We start from the raw sequence: 21,515 nt of genomic DNA on the forward strand, positions 1-21,515 counted from the left end.
ATGGATAGGCGTGAGGTCTTAGGCATTCTTTCTTTAGCTGCGGGCGTAGGCGTTCTGGGACTCGGAGTCGCAAACTCCAGCGAGCACGCCAGACTCCGCCCGCCCGGAGCTATAAGCGAGAAAGAATTTCTTAGCAAATGCCTAAGGTGCGGACTTTGTGTCGAGGCGTGTCCCTTTGATACGCTTAAGCTTGCGAGCTTTTGCGATCATGCTATTGCAAACGGCACGCCGTTTTTTATCCCGCGCGAAATTCCGTGCTATATGTGCGACGACATACCTTGCGTCGCAGCCTGTCCTAGCGACGCACTAGATAAAAGCCTGGTAAGCGAAGACTCCAAGCTTAACGTGCGTCTATCCAAAATGGGCGTTGCGGTCATAGATACCGAGCATTGCATCGCTTACGCCGGTATCCAATGCGACGCGTGCGTGCGAAGCTGCCCCGTAATGGATAAGGCGCTTAGGATCGATTACCGCCACAACAACCGCACCGAAAAGCACGCCCTGCTCGTACCCGTCGTAGATAGCGACTACTGCACGGGTTGCGGTAAGTGCGAGCATGCCTGCGTCACGAAAAAGGCGGCTATCAGCGTCGTGGAGCGCGAGCGCGTCATAGGAATTTCCAGCGATAACTACGTCAAAGGCTGGATCAAGAGCGACGACGCGAAGCTAAAGGACGCAGATACCAAAATCAAGCTCGATCCGCAAAAGAGTAAGGATTACTTAAACGAGGACGATCTAATGGAAGGGACTAGGCAATGAAATACACTATTTTAAGGCGTTTGAGCCAAATTTCTATTCTAGTCCTTTTTATTTTGGGAAATAATTTCGCCTTCAAAGCCGCGAGCGAAAACGGAATTTTATCCGGAATTCTAAAAGGCAATCTAAGCTCGTCGAAACTTTTCGGCACGATTAATCTAAGCGATCCGTTTGCGACGGCGCAGATGCTGCTAGCTAGCTTTTCTTTGGGCGCTACGGCGGTTATAGGAGCGTTTATCATAGGAGCATTTTATGCGCTTATAGCGCCGCGAGTATATTGCTCATGGGTTTGCCCGATAAATTTACTAACCGATCTTGCCGCGTGGCTTCGTAAAAAATTTGGCGTGCACACCAAATTTTTAAACGTAAATCGCAAAGCTCGCTACGTCCTAGCGGTGCTAGCGCTTGTTTGCAGCGGAGCTTTCGGCTTTGCGGCGTTTGAGAGCGTAAGCTTTATCTCGCTTTTCGCGCGCGCCGTCATATCGCTGAGTGCGAGTGCGTTTGCAATCGCGCTACTGATCGTAGTTTTTGAAATTTTTGCAGGCGATCGCACGATCTGTTCGCGGTTATGCCCGCTCGGCGGATTTTGGGCGGCGCTTAGTTATTTTAGCATCATTCGCGTTCGCCACGAGGTTGATAAATGCACGATGTGCGGCAAATGCAAAATGGTCTGCCCCGAAGTGCAGGTACTTAAGATGGTCGGGCGCGAAAATGGGCGCGTTAGCAGCGAGTGTATCAGCTGCGGACGCTGCATCGACGTATGCGACGACGATGCGTTAAATTTTAGTATATTAGGAGTGAAAAAATGAAAAAAATGGTTTTAGGCTTGGCTCTTACGTGCTGTGCGGCGCTATTTGCCGCGGACAAGACGGCTTCTATAGATGCCGACAGCTTGGGCTTTATAAAAAGTGTGGACGAATCGGCGCAAAATAAAAATTCCCTGCCCGATTTCAAATATAGCGAGGATGCTCCAGGCGCCGCTTCGAAAATCGAGCGCAGCTTCGAAAACGCTCCGCCTCTTATACCGCACAGCCTAGAGGGGCTCGTGCCGATCACAAAGGATAACAATATGTGCGTAACCTGCCATATGCCCGATGTCGCTAAGGATGTAGGCTCTACGCCGATTCCAAAAAGCCACTTGGTGGACTTTCGCACAGGCGCGGATCTAAACGGCACGCTAGCCGAGCAGCGATTCAACTGCACGCAATGCCACGTACCGCAAGCCCAAACCAATCCGCTAGTTAAAAATAATTTTAAGGCTGATTTTAGCAGGTTTAGCGACGCAAATTCCACTTCTAATCTCATAGATACGCTAAATCAAGGTGCCGAGGTTGAGTAGGAGCGCGAGATGAAATTTTTACCACCGCTGCTACTTTGCGCCTGCTTCATCTATGCTGGCAACGGCGTTGCAATACCTAGTGGCGCTGTGGGCATAGATGCGCCTGCAAAGATCAAACACGCTAGCTTCATACTAGAGCTTGATGCAAATGTTGCGGTGCTAAAAAATCTAGACGGCGAAATTTACGCAGGGCTTGACAACGGCAAGCTCTATAAAATCACCATTAACTCTGCGGAGAGTTCCATGCAAAATTCTGCCGCCGGGCAAAATTTCGTAGATCAAAATTCCGCCGCAAGCACAAATTTCAATGCTAAAGCAAGCGTAAATTCCACGGGAAATTCCACCGCAAATTCCGCTGCCGTAAATTCTTTAGCAAATTCCGCGAAGCAGAATTCTGCCGAGAATTCTACGGCATTAAATTCCGCATCGGGCGCAATATCCAAAACGCTAATTTTCGCCCTGCCCTCGTCCAAAAACTACCTAGACGAGCCGATGGGCGCTACCATATTCGACGTCGATAAACTAGGCGAAAAATACGCATTTTTATATAACGGCGACGCGTTTGAAAAGATGCTGGGCATATTTGCGGGCGGCAAGATCACGCACTACAAGCTACCGATGACGGGGATTAAAAACGTCTATTTCTACGATGAAAATACCGTGATTTTACTAGGTCTTGGTAGCGAAATTTTATACTTCGACCTACCTAGCGGCAAGGTAAGCTTCGAGCAAAAGCTCACCATCGCGTCTTTGGGCGGCAGCGCCTACGACCGCGCTAGCGGAACGCTGCTAATCTCGTGCGAAGGCGGCATCGTGTTTTATTTCGACGCGAAAGTGAAAAAACTTATGAGCCAAAAGTCCCTGCACAAGGACGGGATCTACTCCGTGGCGCTGCTTGGCGATCGCATGATGAGCGGCTCGAACGACAAGGAAAGATCGTGCTACTACGAAAACGGCGATTTCGCTAAATTTTATAACGCCCATTTTGCAGTTTTTGCCGTGGCGCTAAGCCCAGAGCTGGGCGCTTTTACCGTTAATAACGGCGTGCGCGTAATCGACAAAGCAGGCGAGATCGTTCGCAGCATCGAGCTAGGTAACGATATCATCAACTATCTGCTTTTCGAAGGAGATTATCTCGTGGGCTCGGGATACAATAGATATATCTACTTTTGGGGGCTAAAATGAATATTTCAAGCGTCGTGATCTATCTAAGCGCAAATGCCGACGTAGCGGCGTTTCGAAAGCAGCTGCAAAGTATAGGCAGCTGCGAGTTTGTAGCATGTGAGGACGGCAAGGCGGTAGCCACGATTAGCGCGGAGGGCTTCGAGGACGAGATTGCCGCATTTCGCGCGATAGAAGCCATAGAGGGCGTAAGCGAGGCGATGATGATCTACTCTTACTCCGATCTGGACGCAGATATCGCCGCGGCAAACTCCGACAACGGCGAGCAGATAATGCGCGAGCTGGACGAAAAAGACCCGAGCCAGATCAAATACGGCGGCAAGGTGCGAGTCTAAATCGCCGCCGCAAATTTTAAAATTTAAAATTTTACTACCGAATGCAAATTTTAAAATTTAAAATTTTACCGCTAAATTTAACCGCGCAAGCAAGCTTAGAATTTTTGCAGCAAGCCGCTTAATCGCGAGCGCGCTGCGAATTATGGGCTCGTTAAGCTTGTATTGGATAATATAGCGCAATCTATCCGAAGGAGTAAGCTTGCGCCTGAAGTACCTTTGTATAATAGTTTTTCTGATTTGGGTTTGCATATTTATCGCCTTGCTACCCACGTATAGAATTTCAGCGATCTTTGAAGCGATTGATTTTAGAGATAAAAACCTGACGCAAAGAGAGATCGTAGAGTTAAATTTAAAAGATTACCTAAAAAAGCTTCACTACTTAGATAATTATTCGCGAATAGATTTCGGCAAGATGGCGGATATTCACTTAGACAAAAACGGCTATGAGAGAGTAAGATTTTCATGGTGCAACGGCGATAAATACCCCGATGATAGATGCGAATTTTGGAAGCTGGATAAAAGGCTAAATTTTGATTATCTAATGGATCTGGGCTCTAAAATTTGCAAAAACGGCAAGCCCATAGAAAATGCCGAAGAGATTGTAAAAAACGACGAGATTTTAAAACTACGGCTCTTTTATCCTTGGGAGCAAAAGCATTTGATTGACGAAGATGGAAATTTTATAGATAATTTTATATATATGAGGTTTGGAGATGGCGCCAACCACTCATTCGACCTATTTACTGATTTTGTATTTATAAGTAAAAATGACATACAATTACCAATTATGTACGAAACAAAAACTAAAAAATTTGACATAATTACTCCAGAAAACAGATGTTATAGGTGGCTTTTAAACTCTATATTTAGGGATGTAGTTTATCAACAAAAAAAGAGCATATACCCGTTTTGCTATAACTATAAAAAGATAATTGATGAAAATATGGATTGCGATAGAGAATATATATTTTCTTTCATTTCAATATACGACAAGGGGAGCAATCTCAATTATGAAACGATATTTTATAATAAAAATTTATACTATGATAAACATGAGACGGACATACTTTTCAAACAATACCAAAATTTAAAGAATCAAAAAAACAAGATAAATTTTAACTCGCAAGGAGAAGGTAGCGGAAGCAGGTATTGAGTTACAGGGCATTGCCCGCTAGAGCTGAAGTTAAAATTCCTTCCTTTATATCCACTGCTTTAAATTTAGACTCAATCTACAAAATTCCGGCGCGGCGCACGGTGCATCTAAAAATATCTGCGCTGCCGCATGACGCGACCCAAAACAACCGCACGGGCGCCCGCGATCTTTGTTTTAAAGCTACCAAGGAGCGCGAGCGGCACGCTGAAATCAAAATTTGCCTTTAAATTTAAAGCCTTTAAGCCCGCGCAAGAGCGCGAGCGGACAAAAAAGCCGCCAGGACGAAAAAGCCGCAAGGGTATGCTTGGTTTGCGCTTTACGGGCAACATTTTAAAATTTAAAGACCCAGGCGGCGCAAGCCCTACTCGAATTCTATCTTTTTTAGATAATCGTATAAATTTAGCACAGCGATAAATAGCGTTAAAATCGCGGGCCCCAAGATTACGCCCCAGAACCCGAACGTGCTGATGCCCGAAAGCATCGAGAAGAAGATCAACATCTCGTTGATATTTGCGGGGTTTTCGACTAGGCGCGAGTTGATAAATTTTATCACGAGCGGCTTTACGAAGCTGTCTGCGAGCGTCGAGATCAGTATCACGCAATACGCCATTATCACGATCGCGCCCGAGGTGCTGCCCCCCGCTAGCACGTATAGCGCGGTGGGCACGTAGATGAGCGCGCCGCCGACTGCAGGGATGAGCGAGCAGAAGGCGAAAAGCACCCCCATCAGCAGCGCATCAAAGCCGAAGATCCCCGCGATGATCGAAAACAAAAAGCCCTGCAATACGGCGTTGAAGATGGTCGAGTAAAACACGACGCTCATCGTATTTGCCGTCTCGGAAAAGATATAATCGATCTGCGCGGGCTCGACGGGTAGAATTTTTTTGAAAAAGCGCTTGAAGCTCTCGCCGTAGAGGTATGCAAAAAAGCAAAACACGACGATAAGCACCATATCGACGATAAATTTTGCGCTGGATTTCCCGACGACCGAGAGGTAGGAGATGATCTGCTTCGCTAGGCCCGCGACGTCTAGGTTTGCCAAAAACGAGCGAAACTGCGTATTAAATTTTTCAAAAGGCCCGGGCAGCTTGATGTTTAGGCTCTGAACGTAGCTAAGCGCGTCGTTTAAGCGCGCCATATCGAAGCTCGCGGCGTTTTTGGCGATCTCGATCACTGCGTAGATGAAGGGTACGAAAAAAAGCGCGCAGATCAAAAACAGGCTAAGTACCGAGGCCAGCGTGCGCCTGCCGCGGCACAGCTTCGTTACTTTAGCGTGCAGACCCGAGGTCGCCACCGCCATCAGCACGCCGATTGCGATCACCATCAAAAACGGCGAAAATAGATAGATCACACAGCAAAACATCAGCAAGGTTGCGCCAATAAAAAATATCTTGTTCGTTTTCGCGCGCCCGTTAGCCTTGGTAAGGCCTGCTTTCACACCCGCAGCAGCTCCCGAAGCGGCAGCGGCGCCTAGCGCGGAAGCATTAGCCGAGAAGGTTTCGTTGGCTTCGGTGGCGTCGCTAAGCGCAGCCGCATCGGCAGATGAGACTTTGTCGGTTTCGACCCGGTTTTTGCTTTGATTTTCAGCAGCGGTTTTATTTTTGTTTTTGACAGTCGCTTTAGATTCGGTGGCGGCTTCCATTTTGCCCTCAGCATTATTTACGGTCTGATTTTCGGTGAAATTTTGAGCCTCGCCTTTGGCGTTATTCTCGGCGTTGTTTTGAGCTATCCTTTTAGCCTGGTTTTCATTGCAGCTTGCAGCGTTGTCTTTTGGCGTCGGCAAATTTTATCCTTTTGAAATTTGATGAGCTATTTTATAAATTTTTTTATCAGATTTCGATTAAATTTTAAAATTTCATAAAATTTACGAGCGGCGTTCTCGTGCATTTTCAACATACAGCGCGCTATACGACATATACACGGATCGTACTTAATTTATGAAAATAGCGCATAGCTCGAACATACATCAAAAACAGATGTGTGCTCCTATGCCGCATTCGAGCCCTGCGCGCACCGCGGCAAGACCCCGTCTTGCGCCGAGCTTTTGGCGGAGCCGGGTTATCGCGCGCGGTAATCGGCGCGCACGATACGAACGCGCAGGCTGCGGGCGGCGCGGAAATTTTACGCCGCGGGGGCATAGAGGTGAAATTTGACGTTTGCCATGCCGCGGCGGCGGAGCTTGCGGAGCCGTTTTATTTGGCGCGCGAAAGCGGCTTTTGCTTCATCAAAATCAACGCCACGCTAAACGGCGCAGTACATGGGCGGATCGGTAGCGAGAAGCAGCGCGCGTTCGTGCACGAGCTGCGTGGCGTATGCGATTACGTAGGCGTGGGCGGGCAGACCGTGCACGCGGACAGACCGAATTGGATGCTCCAGCCGAACTTTGGCGACAAGTCGTCGACCAATCACATAAAAGAGTAATAAAAAGCGAGCTCGTAGGCGATAAGTGGAGTATGAGAGCGTTATGACGAGGCTGATGATCTAGAACGTAAGGCGACGAATGCGGGCCATTTGCTTTTTTGAAATCAATTTTGTACTTAAATGAGTTGGTAAATAAATCAAGATCGTAGGCAAACGACAGATTTACGAATAAACGACGCAGTAAACGTGCAGACGACTATATTTCGCTTTCAATGAGCAGAAGGCCTACTAGCTCATCAATGAGCGCGCGAAGGCAAATCACTAGAGCTCACGCAGCAAAACTCTGCGCTTTATTAAAAATTTTTAAACCCGCAGATCACTCCTCAAACAGATTTCTCTCCGCGATCTTTAGCATGCGACCGAGCGCCTCGCGCGCCTTATCGGTTGCGATGCGGCCTTTGGCAGTTTTTTCGATGTAGCCGTTGGCGAGCAGATAGGGCTCGATGACGTCCTCGATCGTGCCCTCATCCTCGCTAAGCGCCGCCGCGATCGTGCTAAGCCCCAAGGCACGGTGCTTGGCGTCAAATAAAATTTCCAAATATTTTATATCCATCTCGTCAAAGCCCTGCTCGTCCACGCCCAGCGCTTCAAGCCCTTCGCGCGCGCGATCGTGCGAGATAGCGCTCTCGTCGCGCACCTCGGCAAAATCGCGTATGCGGCGTAGCAGCCGTAGCGCGATACGCGGAGTACCGCGGGAGCGGCGCGCGATCTCAGCGCTGGCGTCGCTTGCACTCTCCTTGCCGAGTTTAACCGAAGCGATCTGCACTATCCGCGCAAGCTCGGCGTGCGTGTAAAACTGCAAGCGAAACTGCATGCCGAAGCGATCCCGCAGCGGCGCCGAGATCATGCCTGCGCGCGTCGTGGCGCCGATGAGCGTAAAATGCGGAATGTCGATCTTGATGGTCTGCGCGGCGGGACCCGAGCCGATGATGATGTCGAGGCGGAAGTCCTCCATCGCCGAATACAGCACCTCCTCGATCGCGGGGCTTAGGCGGTGGATCTCGTCGATGAAAAGCACGTCGCCGCTTTGCAGGTTCGTTAAAATCGCCGCCAGATCGCCCGCCTTTTCGATCATCGGCGCGGCGGTGACCTTGATAGCGGCGCCCATCTGAGCGGCGATGATGTGCGCCAGCGTGGTTTTGCCAAGCCCCGGCGGCCCGTAGAAAAGCACGTGATCAAGCACGTCGGCGCGTTTTTTCGCCGCGGCGATCGCGATGGCGAGGTTTGATTTGATCTTCTCCTGCCCCACGTAATCCTCGAAGCTCGACGGGCGCAGAGAGCTCTCCATGCTCTCATCGAGCTGCATTTTTTCAATCTCTACAATTCTGTCCATAATCTCTCTTTAATCGTTTTTAAAATTTTAGCAAGTGTAGCGAAAAATGGCTAAATTTTGACAATTTTAAAGGGACGGATCTTTGTGAGTGAAATAAAATTTGCCGTGCTGAATTTTACAGTACGCGCTTAGGGCTGGGGCTAAAAAGCAAAGCACCCGTCGCGAAAGACTGTGGAATTTTAGCGCGACGTTTTAAAGGCTATGCTCGTGCCGTCGCGCTCGCTATGCCTTAAGTGCGAAATTTTGTCGTGGCGGCTTCCAAACAGCGCGCGGGTCGCTAACTGCGCTAAATTTTACGGTGCGAAATTTAGTATGTAGAATTTAAGGCTTTAGGCGTTCGCGATCGGTGATTGCGGAGCGGCGGTGCGAAATTTGAGCGCGTAGAATTAATTTAGAAGCGAAATTTAGCCGTTTGAAAAATACGCGAAGTTTTACGACGTGAAATTTGACGCTTGGAATTTTGTGATATTAAATTCGGCGTTTGGAATTTTGCAGCGAAATTTTGCGGCAAAATTTTGTCTCGTAGAATTTTGATGCGGATTTTGTTTTTGCGGCAGCGAGGGTTTAAATTCTGCGCTTCCAGCTTCGCGGTACGCAGCCGGCTAGAATTTTATCTCACGTAACTAGTTAAAATTTCGCAAGAAATTCTGCGTAGAATTTTATGCAAAATTTTGCCTTGTGCGCTTGCATAGCTAAGTAAAATTTCGCGCGAAATTTCGTTTTTTAAGACGACTTAAAATTTAGCGCGGATTTTAAAATTTACCGCTAAGCTTAACGCGGGCTCATGCGATTAAATTTAGCCTCGCCACCTCGCGACGCCTTATCGATCGCGCCTCAAATTAAGGCGCCAAATTTTTCCTACGCGAGCCTAGTTCTACAAATCGTGCTCTTCGATCAAAACGCTCTTATTATCGTCGTCGCCATCGCAGAACGCTCTATATGAGCTGGACATTGTGTTTTCGAATAAAAACACTACACCGTCGCTTTGAAATTTTTTCGAGCAGCCCTTAGCGTAAAGTTCGACGAGCTTAAGGCTATCCGAGGCATAAAACTGATAGCTATCGGTGAAGTGCTCCACGTATCGGTAGGTGATCTCTGCCCAAGGCGCACTGCTGTCGCTGCCTCTATTTAGCACGATGGTTCTGGCGTTTATCGCCGCGAGCTTTGATTTTAGCTCTGCAAACGTCTTTTTGTCCCAGCCGATGAGCTTTAACCCCTCGCCGATACCCGGCGCATTATCTCTGAAAATGGAATTTGAGTAAAATTTCGTTTTATTGCCGTCCAAATCAATCCAAATATACTCATCGCCATAAGTGCTTTGGATCGTAACACGCAAATTTTTGGGAAAATTGCGATCCGCAAATGCTAGCAAGTCTAGAAATTTCTCGCGATTTTGCTCGTAGTTTTGCATCGGCGGAGCTTTATCTAGCTCTATTGCGTCGTTATCGACAAAAAAGAATTCAAAATACAAAACTATCGCCAAAATCGGCAGCACCTTTACGCAAAAGAACAAGCCCAGAGCCGCGGCTATGATAATTTTTAAAGCTTTAGCCAAATTTTCTCCTTAAATTTTATGAGCCGCTTAGACCTGACGGCTAATTTGCGGCGAGAGCAAAATTTAAACGCCCGCCGTGCAGCGTAAATTTTAAAATTTAAAATTTACGTCCAATTTTCTATTTTAAGCCCGCTTATATTTTTAAAATCTTTTTCGTTATTCGTAACGAGCGTGCAACCGCGCGATAATACATTCGCAGCGATCAACATATCCATATCTCCTATTTTACGATTAGCCGCCGTTAGCTCGCGGCGCACTGCACCATATGCCTGAGCATCACGCATGCCAAATGGCAAAATATTAAAATTTGAGATAAACTCGTCTATTAGCCGTAAATTTAACTCTTTGCGCTTGGAATTTTCTGCACCAAATCTCAGCTCGGCAACGGTAATAAGCGAGATAAAAATATCCGATCTTAGATGTTTTGTCAGACAATCGAGTATTTTAGGAGCGTATTTTTCGTCGTTATTTATCAAATATATACAAATATTCGTATCTAAAACGATCATTTATCGAATCCAAACTCGCGCTCGCTCGGGATCTGTTTGCCGCGCTTGATCTCAGCGTCTTTAAATTTTGCCAGCGTCGCAAGCAATCCATCCCACTCGCCGCTACGTTTAGGGATGCTAAGCGTTATTTCGGTATCGCTAAGCTCTTTTATCGCAAGCTCCTTAACGCCCTCCAAATTTAGATATTTCGGGATACGAAGCGCTAAGGAGTTGCCGCTTTTAAATACTTTTAAAGTTTTGTCGTTAGCTGCTTTGACTTTCATCTATGCTCCTTTTATTTATTGATTTTAGAATATAAATTTTTAAAATTCCGACCTAAAATCTCGCTACTGCTTATATTCAAATTCCTCGCTCGGGAAGCTCTCGTCCTTCACTTCGCGCGCGTATTCGCGCACCGCGCCTTTTACCAGCTCGGCGCCGTCTAAATAGCGCTTAACGAATTTCGGCCGAAACTCCGTGAAAAATCCACACATATCGCTCCACACAAGCACCTGTCCATCCACGCCCGCGCCCGCGCCGATGCCGATGACGGGCACGTCGGTGCCGAGTGCCACTTGATTTGCGACCGAGCAGATCGTCCCCTCGACCAGCAGTAGCACCGCGCCTGCCTCGGTAAGTGCTCTAGCGTCGCTTAAGACCTCGCGCGCACCCTCCTCTCCGCGTCCGCTTACCTTGTAGCCGCCCATAAAGCGCGAAAACTGCGGCTTTAGCCCTATGTGGCTCATCACGGCGATGCCGTTTCGATTAAGCAGCGCCACGGTATCTGCCATATGCGCGCCGCCTTCGATCTTAACGGCGTCACAGCCGGTGCTCTCATAGACTTTGGCGCAGTTTTGTAGCGCGAGCTCTGGCGTCGCGCACGAGCAAAACGGCATATCCACGACCATATACGCTCGCTTGAGCCCCCGTCTTACGGCGCGCGCGTGATAGATCATCTGCTCCACGCTTGCGCCCAAGGTCTCGGAGTGCCCGCCGAAGCTCATATTTAGGCTGTCGCCTACGAGTACCATATCGACTTCGTCGTCGAAAATTTTAGCAAAAAGCGCGTCATAGGCGGTGATCATCACGATCTTTTCGCCGAATTTTTTCATCTCGTATAATTTAGAAAGCGTGATTTTTGACATTTTGACTCCTTTACTCGGTTAAAATTTGAATGCAATTTTAGCATAAGCCGAATTTGACATTTATAAAATTTTAAAGTAAAATGCGCGCGCATTCTTTCGGGGGTGACTTGGCTTCGACGGGAACGGATGGGTCAAGGCGGCATGTCGCTTTGGATACAGCGTATAAAATCCAAACTAAATTTAAACGCAAACAACGTTAAATTTGCTCCTGCTTACGCTAAAGCTGCGTAAGTCCAGTCGAGCCCTGCTCTACGCCGATACTATCTAAGCGCGGCGGCGGGTAATCTGTGATAGCGTAGCTCTGCGGCGTGACGAGTCGTAGGGTGAAATCCTAGTCTTTGCGCCGGCGGGTCGTTTTGGAAAGTGAGCGAGCCTGCGCGAGAACTTCACTTTTGCTAAACATGTAGAGGCTTTGGTCGTTTGTTTTCGGACTGCGGTTCAATCCCGCACACCTCCACCAATTAAGCTATCTTTAAGTTCCAATCACTTCTTTTTACTTCTCTTTAATTCCCGTATATGGGTGCTTATCTTATATTTCGATTATTTTTCTCTCCTTTTATTTTTGTTTGTAGTATAATTACTTCCGAAAAAATAAGGGACTAATTCAGGGACTCTTTCCACATTAAGGGACTTTCCCATTTTAGGAGGGTATTATGGCAAATATATCTAAGGCGCATCTTTCCGATAAGGATATTAGAAACCTTAAGGCAAAGGATAAAAGATACAAAGTAGCCGTTGGCTCGCCCAAAGAGCTTTATCTTTTCGTCCATCCTAGCGGCACAAAAACCTTTTTCTTGCGTTTATCGGGCGATAAGGTATCAAGTCTAAAGGAATTCCGCCCGGGTATCTATTCCGTAGCAGAAGCACGCAGGGATGCCAACGCTCTTTTAGCTCAACTAGCACAAGGCAAGGAGCTAGACGTAATCTTGGGCAAGTCGGATAAGTATAAATTTAAAAGCCTATTTGATAAGGTTATAGAGCAGAAACATAGAAGCGGAGATAGTGAAGGCTATATCGTCAAAATCATTAGAATGGTTTCTACTTATATCCTACCCAAATTCGGCGATAGAGACGTTAAAACTATAAAAAGAAGTGAGCTTTTAGAAGTTTTTAATGCAATTTTTAATCCGAATAATAAAAAAAGCAGATTAGAGACCATTCATCGTTTGATAAATTATTGTGGTGCAGTTTTCGATATAGCCATAAATGATGAATATATCGGACGCAATCCTTGCGCTATGCTACACAAAGAATTTCCTACCTCCAGTCGACATAATAAAAACCATGAGATCAATACCGCATACCCCGCCTTAACGGAAGAAATGGATATAAAGAAATTCCTTGACGATCTAAAAATGGATGATAAGTTAGAGCTGGCTACTAAGCGAGCCATATATCTGCAAACCCTTTGCGTCAATCGTCCTGGCAATACAGCAAGTGCTAAGTGGGATGATATAGATTTAGAAAAAGGAATTTGGACTATAAGGGCGGTCGAAATGAAGTCTAGGACCCCTCATCAAATACCTCTAAACTCATATGCCAAAGAGATTTTAAAAGAGCAGCAGCTATTTAGCGAAAGTGATGAATTCGTCTTTCCATCCACCAATGCAGCAGGTCATCTGCATAGAGATAGCCTAAGCAAAGCTATAAGAAATTTAGGCAGTAAGGGTAAGTATAAGGATAGAGCTACTTCTCACGGCTTTAGAGCCACCTTCCGCACCATTTGCTCTACGCATAAGGCGGAGCTATACCGCTTAGGCATAACAGAGGAAGCTATAGAAAGCGCTTTGGCGCACGTTGAGTCAAACGAAGTGAAAAGATCATACGAGCGTAAAAAGGCTACCATAGAGCAGATTGCAACGCTTATGCAATGGTATGGGGATTATTTAAATTCTATAACGCCGCTGTTTTGATAAGCAAAATTACTTCAAACGCAAGCCGGCATTCCCTTCCGCAAGGTCTTGAAGCTCGTCTAAATTCTTTTGTGCCTGCTTTAACAGCTCGTCAAATTTAAACCCGAGCATTACGATACGATAAAGCTCGGGTTTATTCTTACGCCAATTATAAAGCGTTTTTGTATCGATTTTTAAAATTCCCGCTATATCTCTTTGTGATAAGTTATGTCTCATTTTTTACCTTTTAAATGGGAATTTTCAAGAAAATTTACTATCTATTCAACAAAGGAATAATTCCCGACTTTTAACTTTTACAAAGGAATTGTTTCTTTGTTTTAAGTTAAGTCATACGTGATTAATATTCCAAGAAATTTTTCAAAGGAGTGCATATGAGTTATGCAGATAGTAATCTTTAAAAATGGTGGGAAAATCGTTAAAACGGCGAAAAAAGTCGGCGATATATGCCTATTAAGATACTTATGGATTAGTCTTTTTATCCACGAGAATTTTGGAAAAAACGACTACTTGTCAATCTAATCAAGAAAGGGAAAATCATGGAAAAACTAAGAAAATACTATGTTTTAGCCGTTGCGGCTCTTAACTTTGTAATATGCGCTATCGCATTTTTTATATGGACGAGGATTGTGGTAATGGCACAAGTTGATGATAAATGCATTTTTGTCCTCATATCCGCGTTCATCTCATTTATTCTGTGTTTTATATACGCAACAATAGCTAACAAAAAAGGCGTAATTCCAGAAAAAAAGAGAAATTCTTTAAGCATTATAACAATGCTACTTAGTATTATAGTGGTCATACTGGCTGTCCTTGCGGTTGATGCTCTATCGCAAGCGTCAGAAAGAACGAAAAAACTTTATGTTCCGAAGATATTTTCAAATTATACAGTTTACAATGTCAGCGAAGAAAGAATCAAAGATAAGGTGTATATTTTAAAACAAGAATATCGAAAAGAATACGAGGAGTTCTTTAAATAGTTGACTTTAAAAGACGCACATTAAGCCTTGTCGCAAAATTTAGCTGCAGAGCTTAACGATCTTTTAAAATCTTTCACAAGATTTGAAATATATGTTTGACAAAAAATCGGTTAAAAACAAAACTCAAAAATCGAATATTTTCAAGCATTTTTTCAAATATCTAATTTAAAAATTAAAGGATATAAAATGAAATTATCAACCATAGCTTTAGCTACAACAGTAGCTTTAACATTCTCCGGCTGCGTTATAGATGATGTATTAAATACAACTGGAAGCGCAATTGATTCTATAACTGGGAGCGTCGATAATACAATTGCTTCAACAAAAACATATAAAGACCCAATTTTGACGATCACATCGCCATCTCAATTAGATGCTTTTTGCCATGAAAGACATAAAGTCAATGGATATATCGTCAAATCTCTACCTCCTATGAAATATGTAACGACTGAAAATGGAAGCAGCATGAGGATTCTGCAAGTCATAGGAACGAAAAGCGAAGTATTTTTACAACCAAAAATAGTCGGTGATATTCTTAGCGACCCAATAGGGCAAGCAATAGATAATTTTGATCGTGCAAATCCCGATAAGATTATAAAATTGAAAAAACCAATATACATATATTCAGATACAAGACCATCTTCTATTCATTCTTATAGCCACGCCGGTTTTTCGGGTTGTGAAATTGAATTTACACTAGCTCGTTAAAGGGATAGTGCCTATAATTATCTCCGATCTTAAATAAAAAAGGCGGAGTCGCCTTTCCCTTTTTTTCGCCTTTAGCATGCTTTATGAAAAATATAAGGATATGGTTATAGATGCGTGAGGACGAAAGGATGAATACAGCGTTGATGGCTAAAATAGATATTTTATTAAATTTGATAAATTTTGCTAAAGATATGAGCGCGATAAAAAGCGACTTGGCAAAGATAGGCTTTAATAGCGAATCGGAGCTTGTAACAATAACTAAAAATACTATTGTAAACATCTTAAATAGGGTCATCGATAAAGAAATTTCATATGATCTCCTTGAGGAATGGGCAAATTTAATAGAGTGTCGCGAGGATATAGGATATGAGGATGAAATTTTGCAAGAGATCATATTTGAGCTGGCAAACCCTTGCCTTTATGGGGAGATAGACAAAGAGAAGATTTGTATGATTTTAGATGAAATTAAATACGGGCGGAGCGATTCAAATGATACTAGAAAAAAATATTGATATTGTGGGCGAGAGGGCTATTTTGCTAATGGCGCTAGGCTCATTACAGGCATTGGAACATAAAGCGATCACCATAGATGAAAGCAAAGAATTTATTTTCACCCTATATCTTAACGCACTTGGGAAAAAACAAGGTCGATGAACGCATTGTAGATATAATAATCGAATGCTGCGAATTAGAGGATATTTTTGAGCTAATTCCTACAAAATATATGCAAACCCTGCAAACATTACAGAATAGAATAATAGAAATTTTAAAGCAATACGATGAGGAAACTAGAGAAAGATGGGTAATTGTAGATGAGGAATACTTTTCATAACCTCCGTCTTTGCAGTGAGCGAGCGGGTAAATAAAATTTTAAACGTTACGATAAGAAAGTCCGTGTAAATTTAAATATTTCCAATACTTGATTAGCGTTATTGATAATATTGACGGTATGATAAATCACAAATTTTAGACGAATCGGTAAAATTTTACAATTTAAAGAGTTTTATGTATCTTTCTCGATAATTATTAATTTTAAGCCATTGGCTTGAAAATAAATTAGTAGATAAAATACTCTAATTTAGATTATATGAGATTTTCTTATTCACAATGAAAGCAAGAGTAAAATTTTGAAGTCACGATGCTGTGATATAAATTTAAAAATATTGGTTGCAGAGGGTGGATTTGAACCACCGACCTTCGGGTTATGAGCCCGACGAGCTACCACTGCTCTACTCTGCGATACAAGAAGCACAAATAAATTTAAAATAATATTCGCAAAATGGATGGGGTAGGAGGATTCGAACCTCCGAATGATTGGACCAAAACCAATTGCCTTGCCGCTTGGCTATACCCCATTATAAATAAACTTCAATTATATAAAAATAGTAACTAAAAGTCAAGATTAAATTCAAAGAAATCTTATAATAATTTAATAAATTATTTATAGAATTATTAAATCAAATAAAAAACTATATTTATATAAATAAAAAAGGCTCTAGCTAAAGCTAGAGCCTTATAAAAGTATCTACAATAAAATTATTAGTTGTAGTTAACGTTCTTACCGCCAAACTTAATACCACCATCAGTATTAATTTTTGCTTGAACTTCTTTTAGACCAGGCATTGACCAAACTTGTTTGCATAGAGTACCATTCGTCATTACTACTGTTACAGTATCATTAGAAACGCCACTTAACTTTAAGCATTCTTCACTCTTAGCTTTTACAGGGTTAGCTACATTTGTCATTTTTTCAAACTGAGTAGTAAAATTACCTTGCGATGTATAATATGCACCCAAATCTGTTACCATGGTTTGAATGTTTGTAGCTGCTTTAGAAACCTCAGCATCATCACGCGTAGCTGCAAGTCTTGGAATAGCAACAGCTGCCAAAATACCTAAAATAACGATAACGAAGATCAACTCGATCATAGTAAAACCTTTTTTCATGGTTTACTCCTTAAATAAAATTCATCCCGCATACCTATATGCGAAACTTGGCAGAATTATAGAGAAAAATTTAAAAATTGTCAATAGTTTTTGGCAAATTTTTTACAATTTATTTACAAAGTCCGATTTTGTGGGCATTTCAAAATCAAAATTTCAAGTTCATTTGCTCTATTAATGTATTGTAGTGGCGCCTCTGTACATTTATATCATAAAAATTATTTGCTTTCATTCTGTGCGCGTCCGATAAACCATATGTCTATTCGAGATACAGAATGCTACAGCCCATATCGCTTGATTAAAATTTCATACTCCTCTACACGTCTATCTCGCAAAAACGGCCACCAGCGGCGCACATTTTCGCATCTTTGCATATCGATGGTTACGACTTCACATAGCTCATCGGTGCTATTTGCGCGAAACAGCTGTTCGCCCTGCGCGCCGAAAACAAAACTATTGCCCCAAAATCTAATCCCCTCTTCGCTGGCAAGCTGGTCTACGCGCTGTTTATTCGGCAGCACCTCTAAAGTTTCGCCGTTAAATTTGATCTCTATCGAAATTTTTAAATTCTCTCGCGCCGCCTCATTTTTCGCGGGCAAAATTTCGCCGCCGATCGCCATTTTGCTGCTATCCGTTAGCGCCCCGTTATTAAAGGATAAAATTCCGCCCTCGCTTAAAATTTTACTATCGCCGCCCGTATCCATGGAGCGTAAAATTTTATCGCTGGCTGTTCCGCCGTCGCTTGCTGCCGAAATTTTATTTCCCCCGGATAAAATTTCATCCGGCGAGACTTCGCTAAGCGCGGCGCTCTCAAAGCCCACGCGATTTACGGCGATTACGGGCAGGGAGTTTGCCACCGCATGCCCACGCTGTACCGCCACCCAAGCCTCCAGCTGACTCGCTTTTTCGTCCTCGCCGTCGCCGTCGAACCACCCGATCGCGGTCGGATATATGAGTAGCTCCGCGCCCCGTAGCGCCATCGCGCGCGCCGCCTCGGGATACCACTGATCCCAGCACACCAGCACGCCGAGCCGTCCCACGCTCGTATCTATGGGCTCAAAGCCCAGATCGCCCGGCGTGAAATAAAATTTTTCGTAAAACTGCGGATCATCGGGAATATGCATCTTGCGGTACTTGCCGGCGATCGTGCCGTCGCGCTCGAATACCACGGCGGTGTTGTGATACAGCCCTGCGGCGCGACGCTCGAAAAGCGAGCTTACCAGCACCACGCCGAATCTCTTCGCTACCTCGCTCCACAGCCGCAAATCACGCTCGAAATCCTGCGCATAGTCGAAATTTTCGGTATTTTCGCGCTGGCAAAAATAATGCGTCTGATGAAGCTCTTGCAAAACGATTAACTGCGCGCCCTTCGCCGCTGCGCGCGCGATGAGCTCGATGCTACGCGCTATCGTGCGCGCCTTGGTACCTTCAAATTTATGCGAAATCAGCCCAACTTTTAAAATTTTCATATTTTTCCTTAGGTCTAAATTTAAAGCCGAATTTATTCATGCACGAGCAGTGCAGCGAGCCGTTTTGACGGATGAAAACGCGCGCGTTCACTCCCACTACTTCGCGATCCGCACACGCCGCACGCAGACGCGACAGCGCCAGCTCGTCCGCCGCGCGGTTTGGATCGTGCGGATCTGCGGGGTCCGCGTAGGTAGGCACGATGAGCGCGCCGTTTAAAAAGACGAAATTTGCGTAAGTCGCGGGCAGCCTGCGCCCCCGATAAAAGATCGCGCGCGGGATCGGCAGTTCGATCACGTCGTACCCAAGCGATGAAATTTCATCTTTCATCGCGCTAAGCTCCGCATAGTGCAGATCGCTCGGATCGTCGCACGAGCTTATCGCCACAACGCGCGGGTTTAGAAAACGCGCGAGAGTATCGACGTGGCTGTCGGTATCGTCGCCTTTTATGAAGCCGTGCCCCAGCCAGATTATGTTTTTTAGTCCGAAAATTTCACGCAGCCGTGCGTCCAGCTCCGCCTTGCTTAGGGAGTTGCGATTTTCGTTCAGCAAACACGCGCTAGTAGTTAACATCGTGCCCGCGCCGTCAAAATCGACGCTGCCGCCTTCTAAGATCAGATCCACGTCTCGTAGCGGACGGGCGCTCGCGGCGTAAAGTTTGGAATTTAACGCGTCGTCTTTAGCGCTTGCGAACTTGCCTCCCCAGGCATTGAAACGAAAATTTAGCCCCGTGATTTTACCGTCCTCCTCTACGTCGATCGCGCCGTAATCGCGGATCCACGTATCGTCGGTATCGATTTGTGCGAAGCTCGCATTTGCTAAGCCGCCGCAAATTTGCTCAAAATCCTCGCGGCTCGGCGCGATCGCGACGACCGACTCAAACCTCGCTGCTGCGGCGATAAAGTCGCGATAAGCCGCCCGTATCTCGCCTAAATACGGCGCCCAGTCGGTACCCGCGTGCGGCAAAGATACCAAAAGCGCCTCTTGCTCTTCCCATTCGGCGAATGCTCTCATTTTTGCTCCAAGATTAAAATTTCACGGATTATAGCGAAAAAAATATTTGTAGATGGTGCGCCCGGAGGAATTCGAATCCCCGACCTTTTGAACCGCAATCAAATGCTCTATCCAGCTGAGCTACGAGCGCACGAAATAAAAGAAAACGAGATTATAGCGTTTTTAGCTTAAATTTAACCAAAAAGCGGTTTAAATTTCGACATGCGATAAATTTTAGCTTCGCATTTTTCGCATTTTTGCGTTTGCCTTATCGCGACGCCCAGTTTTTCGTTTAAATTCCAACGTGCAAGAATTTTAGCCTACTCGAATTTATCTTGTATTGCGCCGAAATTTAACTTACTTAAGGATTCTGCTCGCATCTTAGAATTTAAAATTTATCCTACTTAAAATTCCGCAAGTCAAATTTAAAATATCATAAAAATTTACGACCTTGCAGCCCAAATCCTGCGTAAAATAAATAAAATTTATTGCTTTTTAGGTATCATAAGCAAGTAATAAAATGAACGAAGGAGAGAAAATGAAGCAAGTATTTTTAGCGTTTGCGCTGTGGCTCGGCTTTAGCGGGGCTGCTTTTGCGATGCAAGATACGGAGCCGAGCGAGGCGCAAGGGCAAAATTCCGCGGGAATTAAAATTTTAAGCGACGAGTTTTTGAAGCTATCCGCAAGAGAACACGCGAATGTGGTCGGTCGCTGTGTTACTTCCCATATTTACGATGATTGTGACAAAATTTATTCGTTAGAAATTTCGCGACTTATAAAGGAGTGCGGTTTCGGTGATGGGAGATATAGCGCTTGTCAGAATTTATTAAGTATCGCGGATAAGCACTGCTTTGAAAAAGATCAAATTGAAAATTTATTAGCATGCAGCTTGTCCGGAGAAATTTTAGTTAAAACAAATAAGATCGAAACTGGATTAAAGCGATTAATAAGAGCTTGCGAGGTAGGTAAGATAGGGGATTCTTGTTTGCTCTGTGCGATAACCATTTTTTATTACTCTTTAGACATAGACGAGGTAATTAAATATATGACGATGACACGAGATTTAGCGTATGATAAGGAGCATTTCAATAAAATCATCAAAAAATTGCAAGATTGCAAAGCCGACAAAGAGTGCAATCCTGCAAAATTAGAATTTCAATAGGCAAGCGGCGATATAGCAAATACGGCGGGCTAAATTTCTAAATTTAAAAAGCAAAGGAAAGATCGCTATGGCGGATAAGCTGATCGACATTGGGCTAATTTTGTTTTTCGGCGGCTTTTGTATGCTATATAAACGGCGTATTGGGCATCGGCAAAGACTATATGCAGCGCAATAAAATAGACTTCGTGCGCTGGATCTTTAGTCCGAGGCACATTTTGCGCTCCAATACGCCGTTTGATTCGAACCAGCCGCTAGAATTAAAATTTAAAGAGCCCAAAAGCAAGCATTTGATCTACAATTTCTTCGAGCTCATCATACATTATGCGATAATCGCGCCGTTTTTAGTGATCTATGCGGGGATTTTTCTATTTTGCGCGGGGCTCGTCATTAAAATTTTATCCTAAATTTAAAATTTGCGACGCGGATGCAAAGCGGGCATTGCATAGACGCCGTTATTCGTAGCGGAATTTCAAATTTTACGCCGCATCTCTTGCCAAGCATGCTACACTTATTATATTTTAAGAGATAAAATTTCAAAATTTTATCGCCGAATCCACGGCTTGTGAAATTTATGCCGTATTTTCTGTTTCTTGGGGCGGGAAGGGGCCCCAATTGCGAGGTCGCTCCCCTTCCCGCCCCAAACC

General features: G+C 44.6%; 24 protein-coding genes, 3 tRNA genes, 1 other RNA gene and 1 pseudogene. 15 read left to right on the plus strand and 14 right to left on the minus strand.

Annotation, left to right across the window (positions count from 1 at the left end; translation table 11 throughout):
• The 6 genes from napG (at position 1) to QZ176_RS07875 (ending at position 4,765) form a co-directional block, all read left to right on the plus strand.
• Positions 1–759 carry a ferredoxin-type protein NapG gene (gene napG / locus QZ176_RS07850; protein ID WP_295152586.1) on the plus strand — a complete coding sequence of 253 codons (759 nt, stop codon included), beginning with the start codon at positions 1–3 and terminating at the stop codon, positions 757–759.
• The gene (gene napH / locus QZ176_RS07855; protein ID WP_295152587.1) at positions 756–1,565 is read left to right on the plus strand and encodes a quinol dehydrogenase ferredoxin subunit NapH; all 810 of its coding nucleotides are present in this window, start codon (positions 756–758) and stop codon (positions 1,563–1,565) included. Before napG ends, napH begins: the two co-directional genes overlap by 4 nt.
• The gene (locus QZ176_RS07860) at positions 1,562–2,095 is read left to right on the plus strand and encodes a nitrate reductase cytochrome c-type subunit (RefSeq protein WP_295152589.1); all 534 of its coding nucleotides are present in this window, start codon (positions 1,562–1,564) and stop codon (positions 2,093–2,095) included. The genes napH and QZ176_RS07860 overlap by 4 nt, the downstream gene beginning before the upstream one ends.
• A gap of 9 nt (positions 2,096–2,104) precedes the next feature.
• Entirely contained in the window at positions 2,105–3,280 is a 1,176-nt protein-coding gene (locus QZ176_RS07865; RefSeq protein ID WP_295152591.1) for a hypothetical protein, read from the plus strand.
• Complete coding sequence (locus QZ176_RS07870; protein WP_295152593.1) at positions 3,277–3,612, plus strand: chaperone NapD; 336 nt, start codon at positions 3,277–3,279, stop codon at positions 3,610–3,612. Before QZ176_RS07865 ends, QZ176_RS07870 begins: the two co-directional genes overlap by 4 nt.
• A gap of 199 nt (positions 3,613–3,811) precedes the next feature.
• Complete coding sequence (locus QZ176_RS07875; RefSeq protein ID WP_295152594.1) at positions 3,812–4,765, plus strand: hypothetical protein; 954 nt, start codon at positions 3,812–3,814, stop codon at positions 4,763–4,765.
• Between the two features lie 361 nt (positions 4,766–5,126).
• Here QZ176_RS07875 and QZ176_RS07880 read toward each other — a convergent pair whose 3' ends face one another.
• Entirely contained in the window at positions 5,127–6,548 is a 1,422-nt protein-coding gene (locus QZ176_RS07880) for an AI-2E family transporter (RefSeq protein ID WP_295152596.1), read from the minus strand.
• Positions 6,549–6,796: 248 nt separating this feature from the next.
• On the opposite strand from QZ176_RS07880, the gene QZ176_RS07885 reads away from it, so the two are divergent.
• Entirely contained in the window at positions 6,797–7,186 is a 390-nt protein-coding gene (locus QZ176_RS07885) for a hypothetical protein (RefSeq protein WP_295152598.1), read from the plus strand.
• A gap of 316 nt (positions 7,187–7,502) precedes the next feature.
• On the opposite strand, the gene ruvB is transcribed toward QZ176_RS07885, so the two are convergent.
• The 5 genes from ruvB to panB form a co-directional block, all read right to left on the minus strand.
• A complete protein-coding gene (gene ruvB, locus QZ176_RS07890) occupies positions 7,503–8,519 on the minus strand; it encodes a Holliday junction branch migration DNA helicase RuvB (RefSeq protein ID WP_295152600.1) in 1,017 nt (338 codons plus the stop codon).
• An 874-nt stretch (positions 8,520–9,393) separates the two neighbouring features.
• Entirely contained in the window at positions 9,394–10,074 is a 681-nt protein-coding gene (locus tag QZ176_RS07895; protein ID WP_295152602.1) for a hypothetical protein, read from the minus strand.
• A 104-nt stretch (positions 10,075–10,178) separates the two neighbouring features.
• A complete protein-coding gene (locus tag QZ176_RS07900; RefSeq protein ID WP_295152604.1) occupies positions 10,179–10,583 on the minus strand; it encodes a type II toxin-antitoxin system VapC family toxin in 405 nt (134 codons plus the stop codon).
• On the minus strand, positions 10,580–10,846 hold the full coding sequence (locus QZ176_RS07905) for a hypothetical protein (RefSeq protein WP_295099432.1): 267 nt from the start codon (positions 10,844–10,846) through the stop codon (positions 10,580–10,582). Before QZ176_RS07905 ends, QZ176_RS07900 begins: the two co-directional genes overlap by 4 nt.
• Positions 10,847–10,909: 63 nt before the next feature.
• Positions 10,910–11,707: a 3-methyl-2-oxobutanoate hydroxymethyltransferase gene (gene panB, locus QZ176_RS07910; RefSeq protein WP_295152606.1), complete on the minus strand. Its 798-nt coding sequence runs from the start codon at positions 11,705–11,707 to the stop codon at positions 10,910–10,912.
• A gap of 98 nt (positions 11,708–11,805) precedes the next feature.
• On the opposite strand from panB, the gene ssrA reads away from it, so the two are divergent.
• Positions 11,806–12,167: a transfer-messenger RNA gene (gene ssrA, locus QZ176_RS07915) on the plus strand.
• A gap of 193 nt (positions 12,168–12,360) precedes the next feature.
• Positions 12,361–13,620 (plus strand): site-specific integrase, encoded by a 1,260-nt coding sequence (locus QZ176_RS07920; protein WP_295152607.1) that lies wholly within the window; start codon positions 12,361–12,363, stop codon positions 13,618–13,620.
• Between the two features lie 9 nt (positions 13,621–13,629).
• On the opposite strand, the gene QZ176_RS07925 is transcribed toward QZ176_RS07920, so the two are convergent.
• On the minus strand, positions 13,630–13,836 hold the full coding sequence (locus tag QZ176_RS07925) for a transcriptional regulator (RefSeq protein WP_295152609.1): 207 nt from the start codon (positions 13,834–13,836) through the stop codon (positions 13,630–13,632).
• 320 nt (positions 13,837–14,156) lie between these two features.
• Here QZ176_RS07925 and QZ176_RS07930 point away from each other — a divergent pair, with 320 nt between their 5' ends.
• The 4 genes and pseudogenes from QZ176_RS07930 to QZ176_RS10475 all read left to right on the plus strand — a co-directional run bounded on the left by QZ176_RS07930 (position 14,157) and on the right by QZ176_RS10475 (position 16,137).
• Entirely contained in the window at positions 14,157–14,597 is a 441-nt protein-coding gene (locus QZ176_RS07930) for a hypothetical protein (protein WP_295152611.1), read from the plus strand.
• Positions 14,598–14,783: 186 nt separating this feature from the next.
• Positions 14,784–15,305 (plus strand): hypothetical protein, encoded by a 522-nt coding sequence (locus tag QZ176_RS07935; protein ID WP_295152613.1) that lies wholly within the window; start codon positions 14,784–14,786, stop codon positions 15,303–15,305.
• Positions 15,306–15,415: 110 nt separating this feature from the next.
• Complete coding sequence (locus QZ176_RS07940; protein ID WP_295152617.1) at positions 15,416–15,817, plus strand: hypothetical protein; 402 nt, start codon at positions 15,416–15,418, stop codon at positions 15,815–15,817.
• Positions 15,818–15,845: 28 nt separating this feature from the next.
• Positions 15,846–16,137, plus strand: a pseudogene (locus QZ176_RS10475) (DUF3969 family protein).
• Positions 16,138–16,469: 332 nt separating this feature from the next.
• On the opposite strand, the gene QZ176_RS07950 reads toward QZ176_RS10475, so the two are convergent.
• From QZ176_RS07950 to QZ176_RS07975, 6 genes are all read right to left on the minus strand, one after another.
• Positions 16,470–16,544 (minus strand) — tRNA-Met (locus tag QZ176_RS07950).
• A gap of 41 nt (positions 16,545–16,585) precedes the next feature.
• Positions 16,586–16,660: transfer RNA gene (locus QZ176_RS07955), tRNA-Gln, on the minus strand.
• 184 nt (positions 16,661–16,844) lie between these two features.
• Positions 16,845–17,252: a prepilin-type N-terminal cleavage/methylation domain-containing protein gene (locus QZ176_RS07960; RefSeq protein ID WP_295152621.1), complete on the minus strand. Its 408-nt coding sequence runs from the start codon at positions 17,250–17,252 to the stop codon at positions 16,845–16,847.
• A 275-nt stretch (positions 17,253–17,527) separates the two neighbouring features.
• On the minus strand, positions 17,528–18,718 hold the full coding sequence (locus QZ176_RS07965) for a carbon-nitrogen hydrolase (protein WP_295152623.1): 1,191 nt from the start codon (positions 18,716–18,718) through the stop codon (positions 17,528–17,530).
• Positions 18,684–19,730 carry an agmatine deiminase family protein gene (locus tag QZ176_RS07970; RefSeq protein WP_295152624.1) on the minus strand — a complete coding sequence of 349 codons (1,047 nt, stop codon included), beginning with the start codon at positions 19,728–19,730 and terminating at the stop codon, positions 18,684–18,686. The genes QZ176_RS07965 and QZ176_RS07970 overlap by 35 nt, the downstream gene beginning before the upstream one ends.
• Before the next feature lie 53 nt (positions 19,731–19,783).
• Positions 19,784–19,860 (minus strand) — tRNA-Arg (locus tag QZ176_RS07975).
• Between the two features lie 387 nt (positions 19,861–20,247).
• On the opposite strand from QZ176_RS07975, the gene QZ176_RS07980 reads away from it, so the two are divergent.
• Positions 20,248–20,871 carry a hypothetical protein gene (locus tag QZ176_RS07980; protein ID WP_295152626.1) on the plus strand — a complete coding sequence of 208 codons (624 nt, stop codon included), beginning with the start codon at positions 20,248–20,250 and terminating at the stop codon, positions 20,869–20,871.
• A gap of 140 nt (positions 20,872–21,011) precedes the next feature.
• Entirely contained in the window at positions 21,012–21,275 is a 264-nt protein-coding gene (locus tag QZ176_RS07985; protein ID WP_295152627.1) for a hypothetical protein, read from the plus strand.
• Here QZ176_RS07985 and QZ176_RS07990 read toward each other — a convergent pair.
• Positions 21,259–21,515 (minus strand): hypothetical protein (locus QZ176_RS07990; protein ID WP_295152629.1); only part of this gene is annotated, 257 nt, incomplete at its 5' end. The genes QZ176_RS07985 and QZ176_RS07990 overlap by 17 nt on opposite strands.

The organism is uncultured Campylobacter sp., from assembly GCF_905373215.1.
In the GTDB taxonomy this organism is placed as follows: domain Bacteria; phylum Campylobacterota; class Campylobacteria; order Campylobacterales; family Campylobacteraceae; genus Campylobacter_B.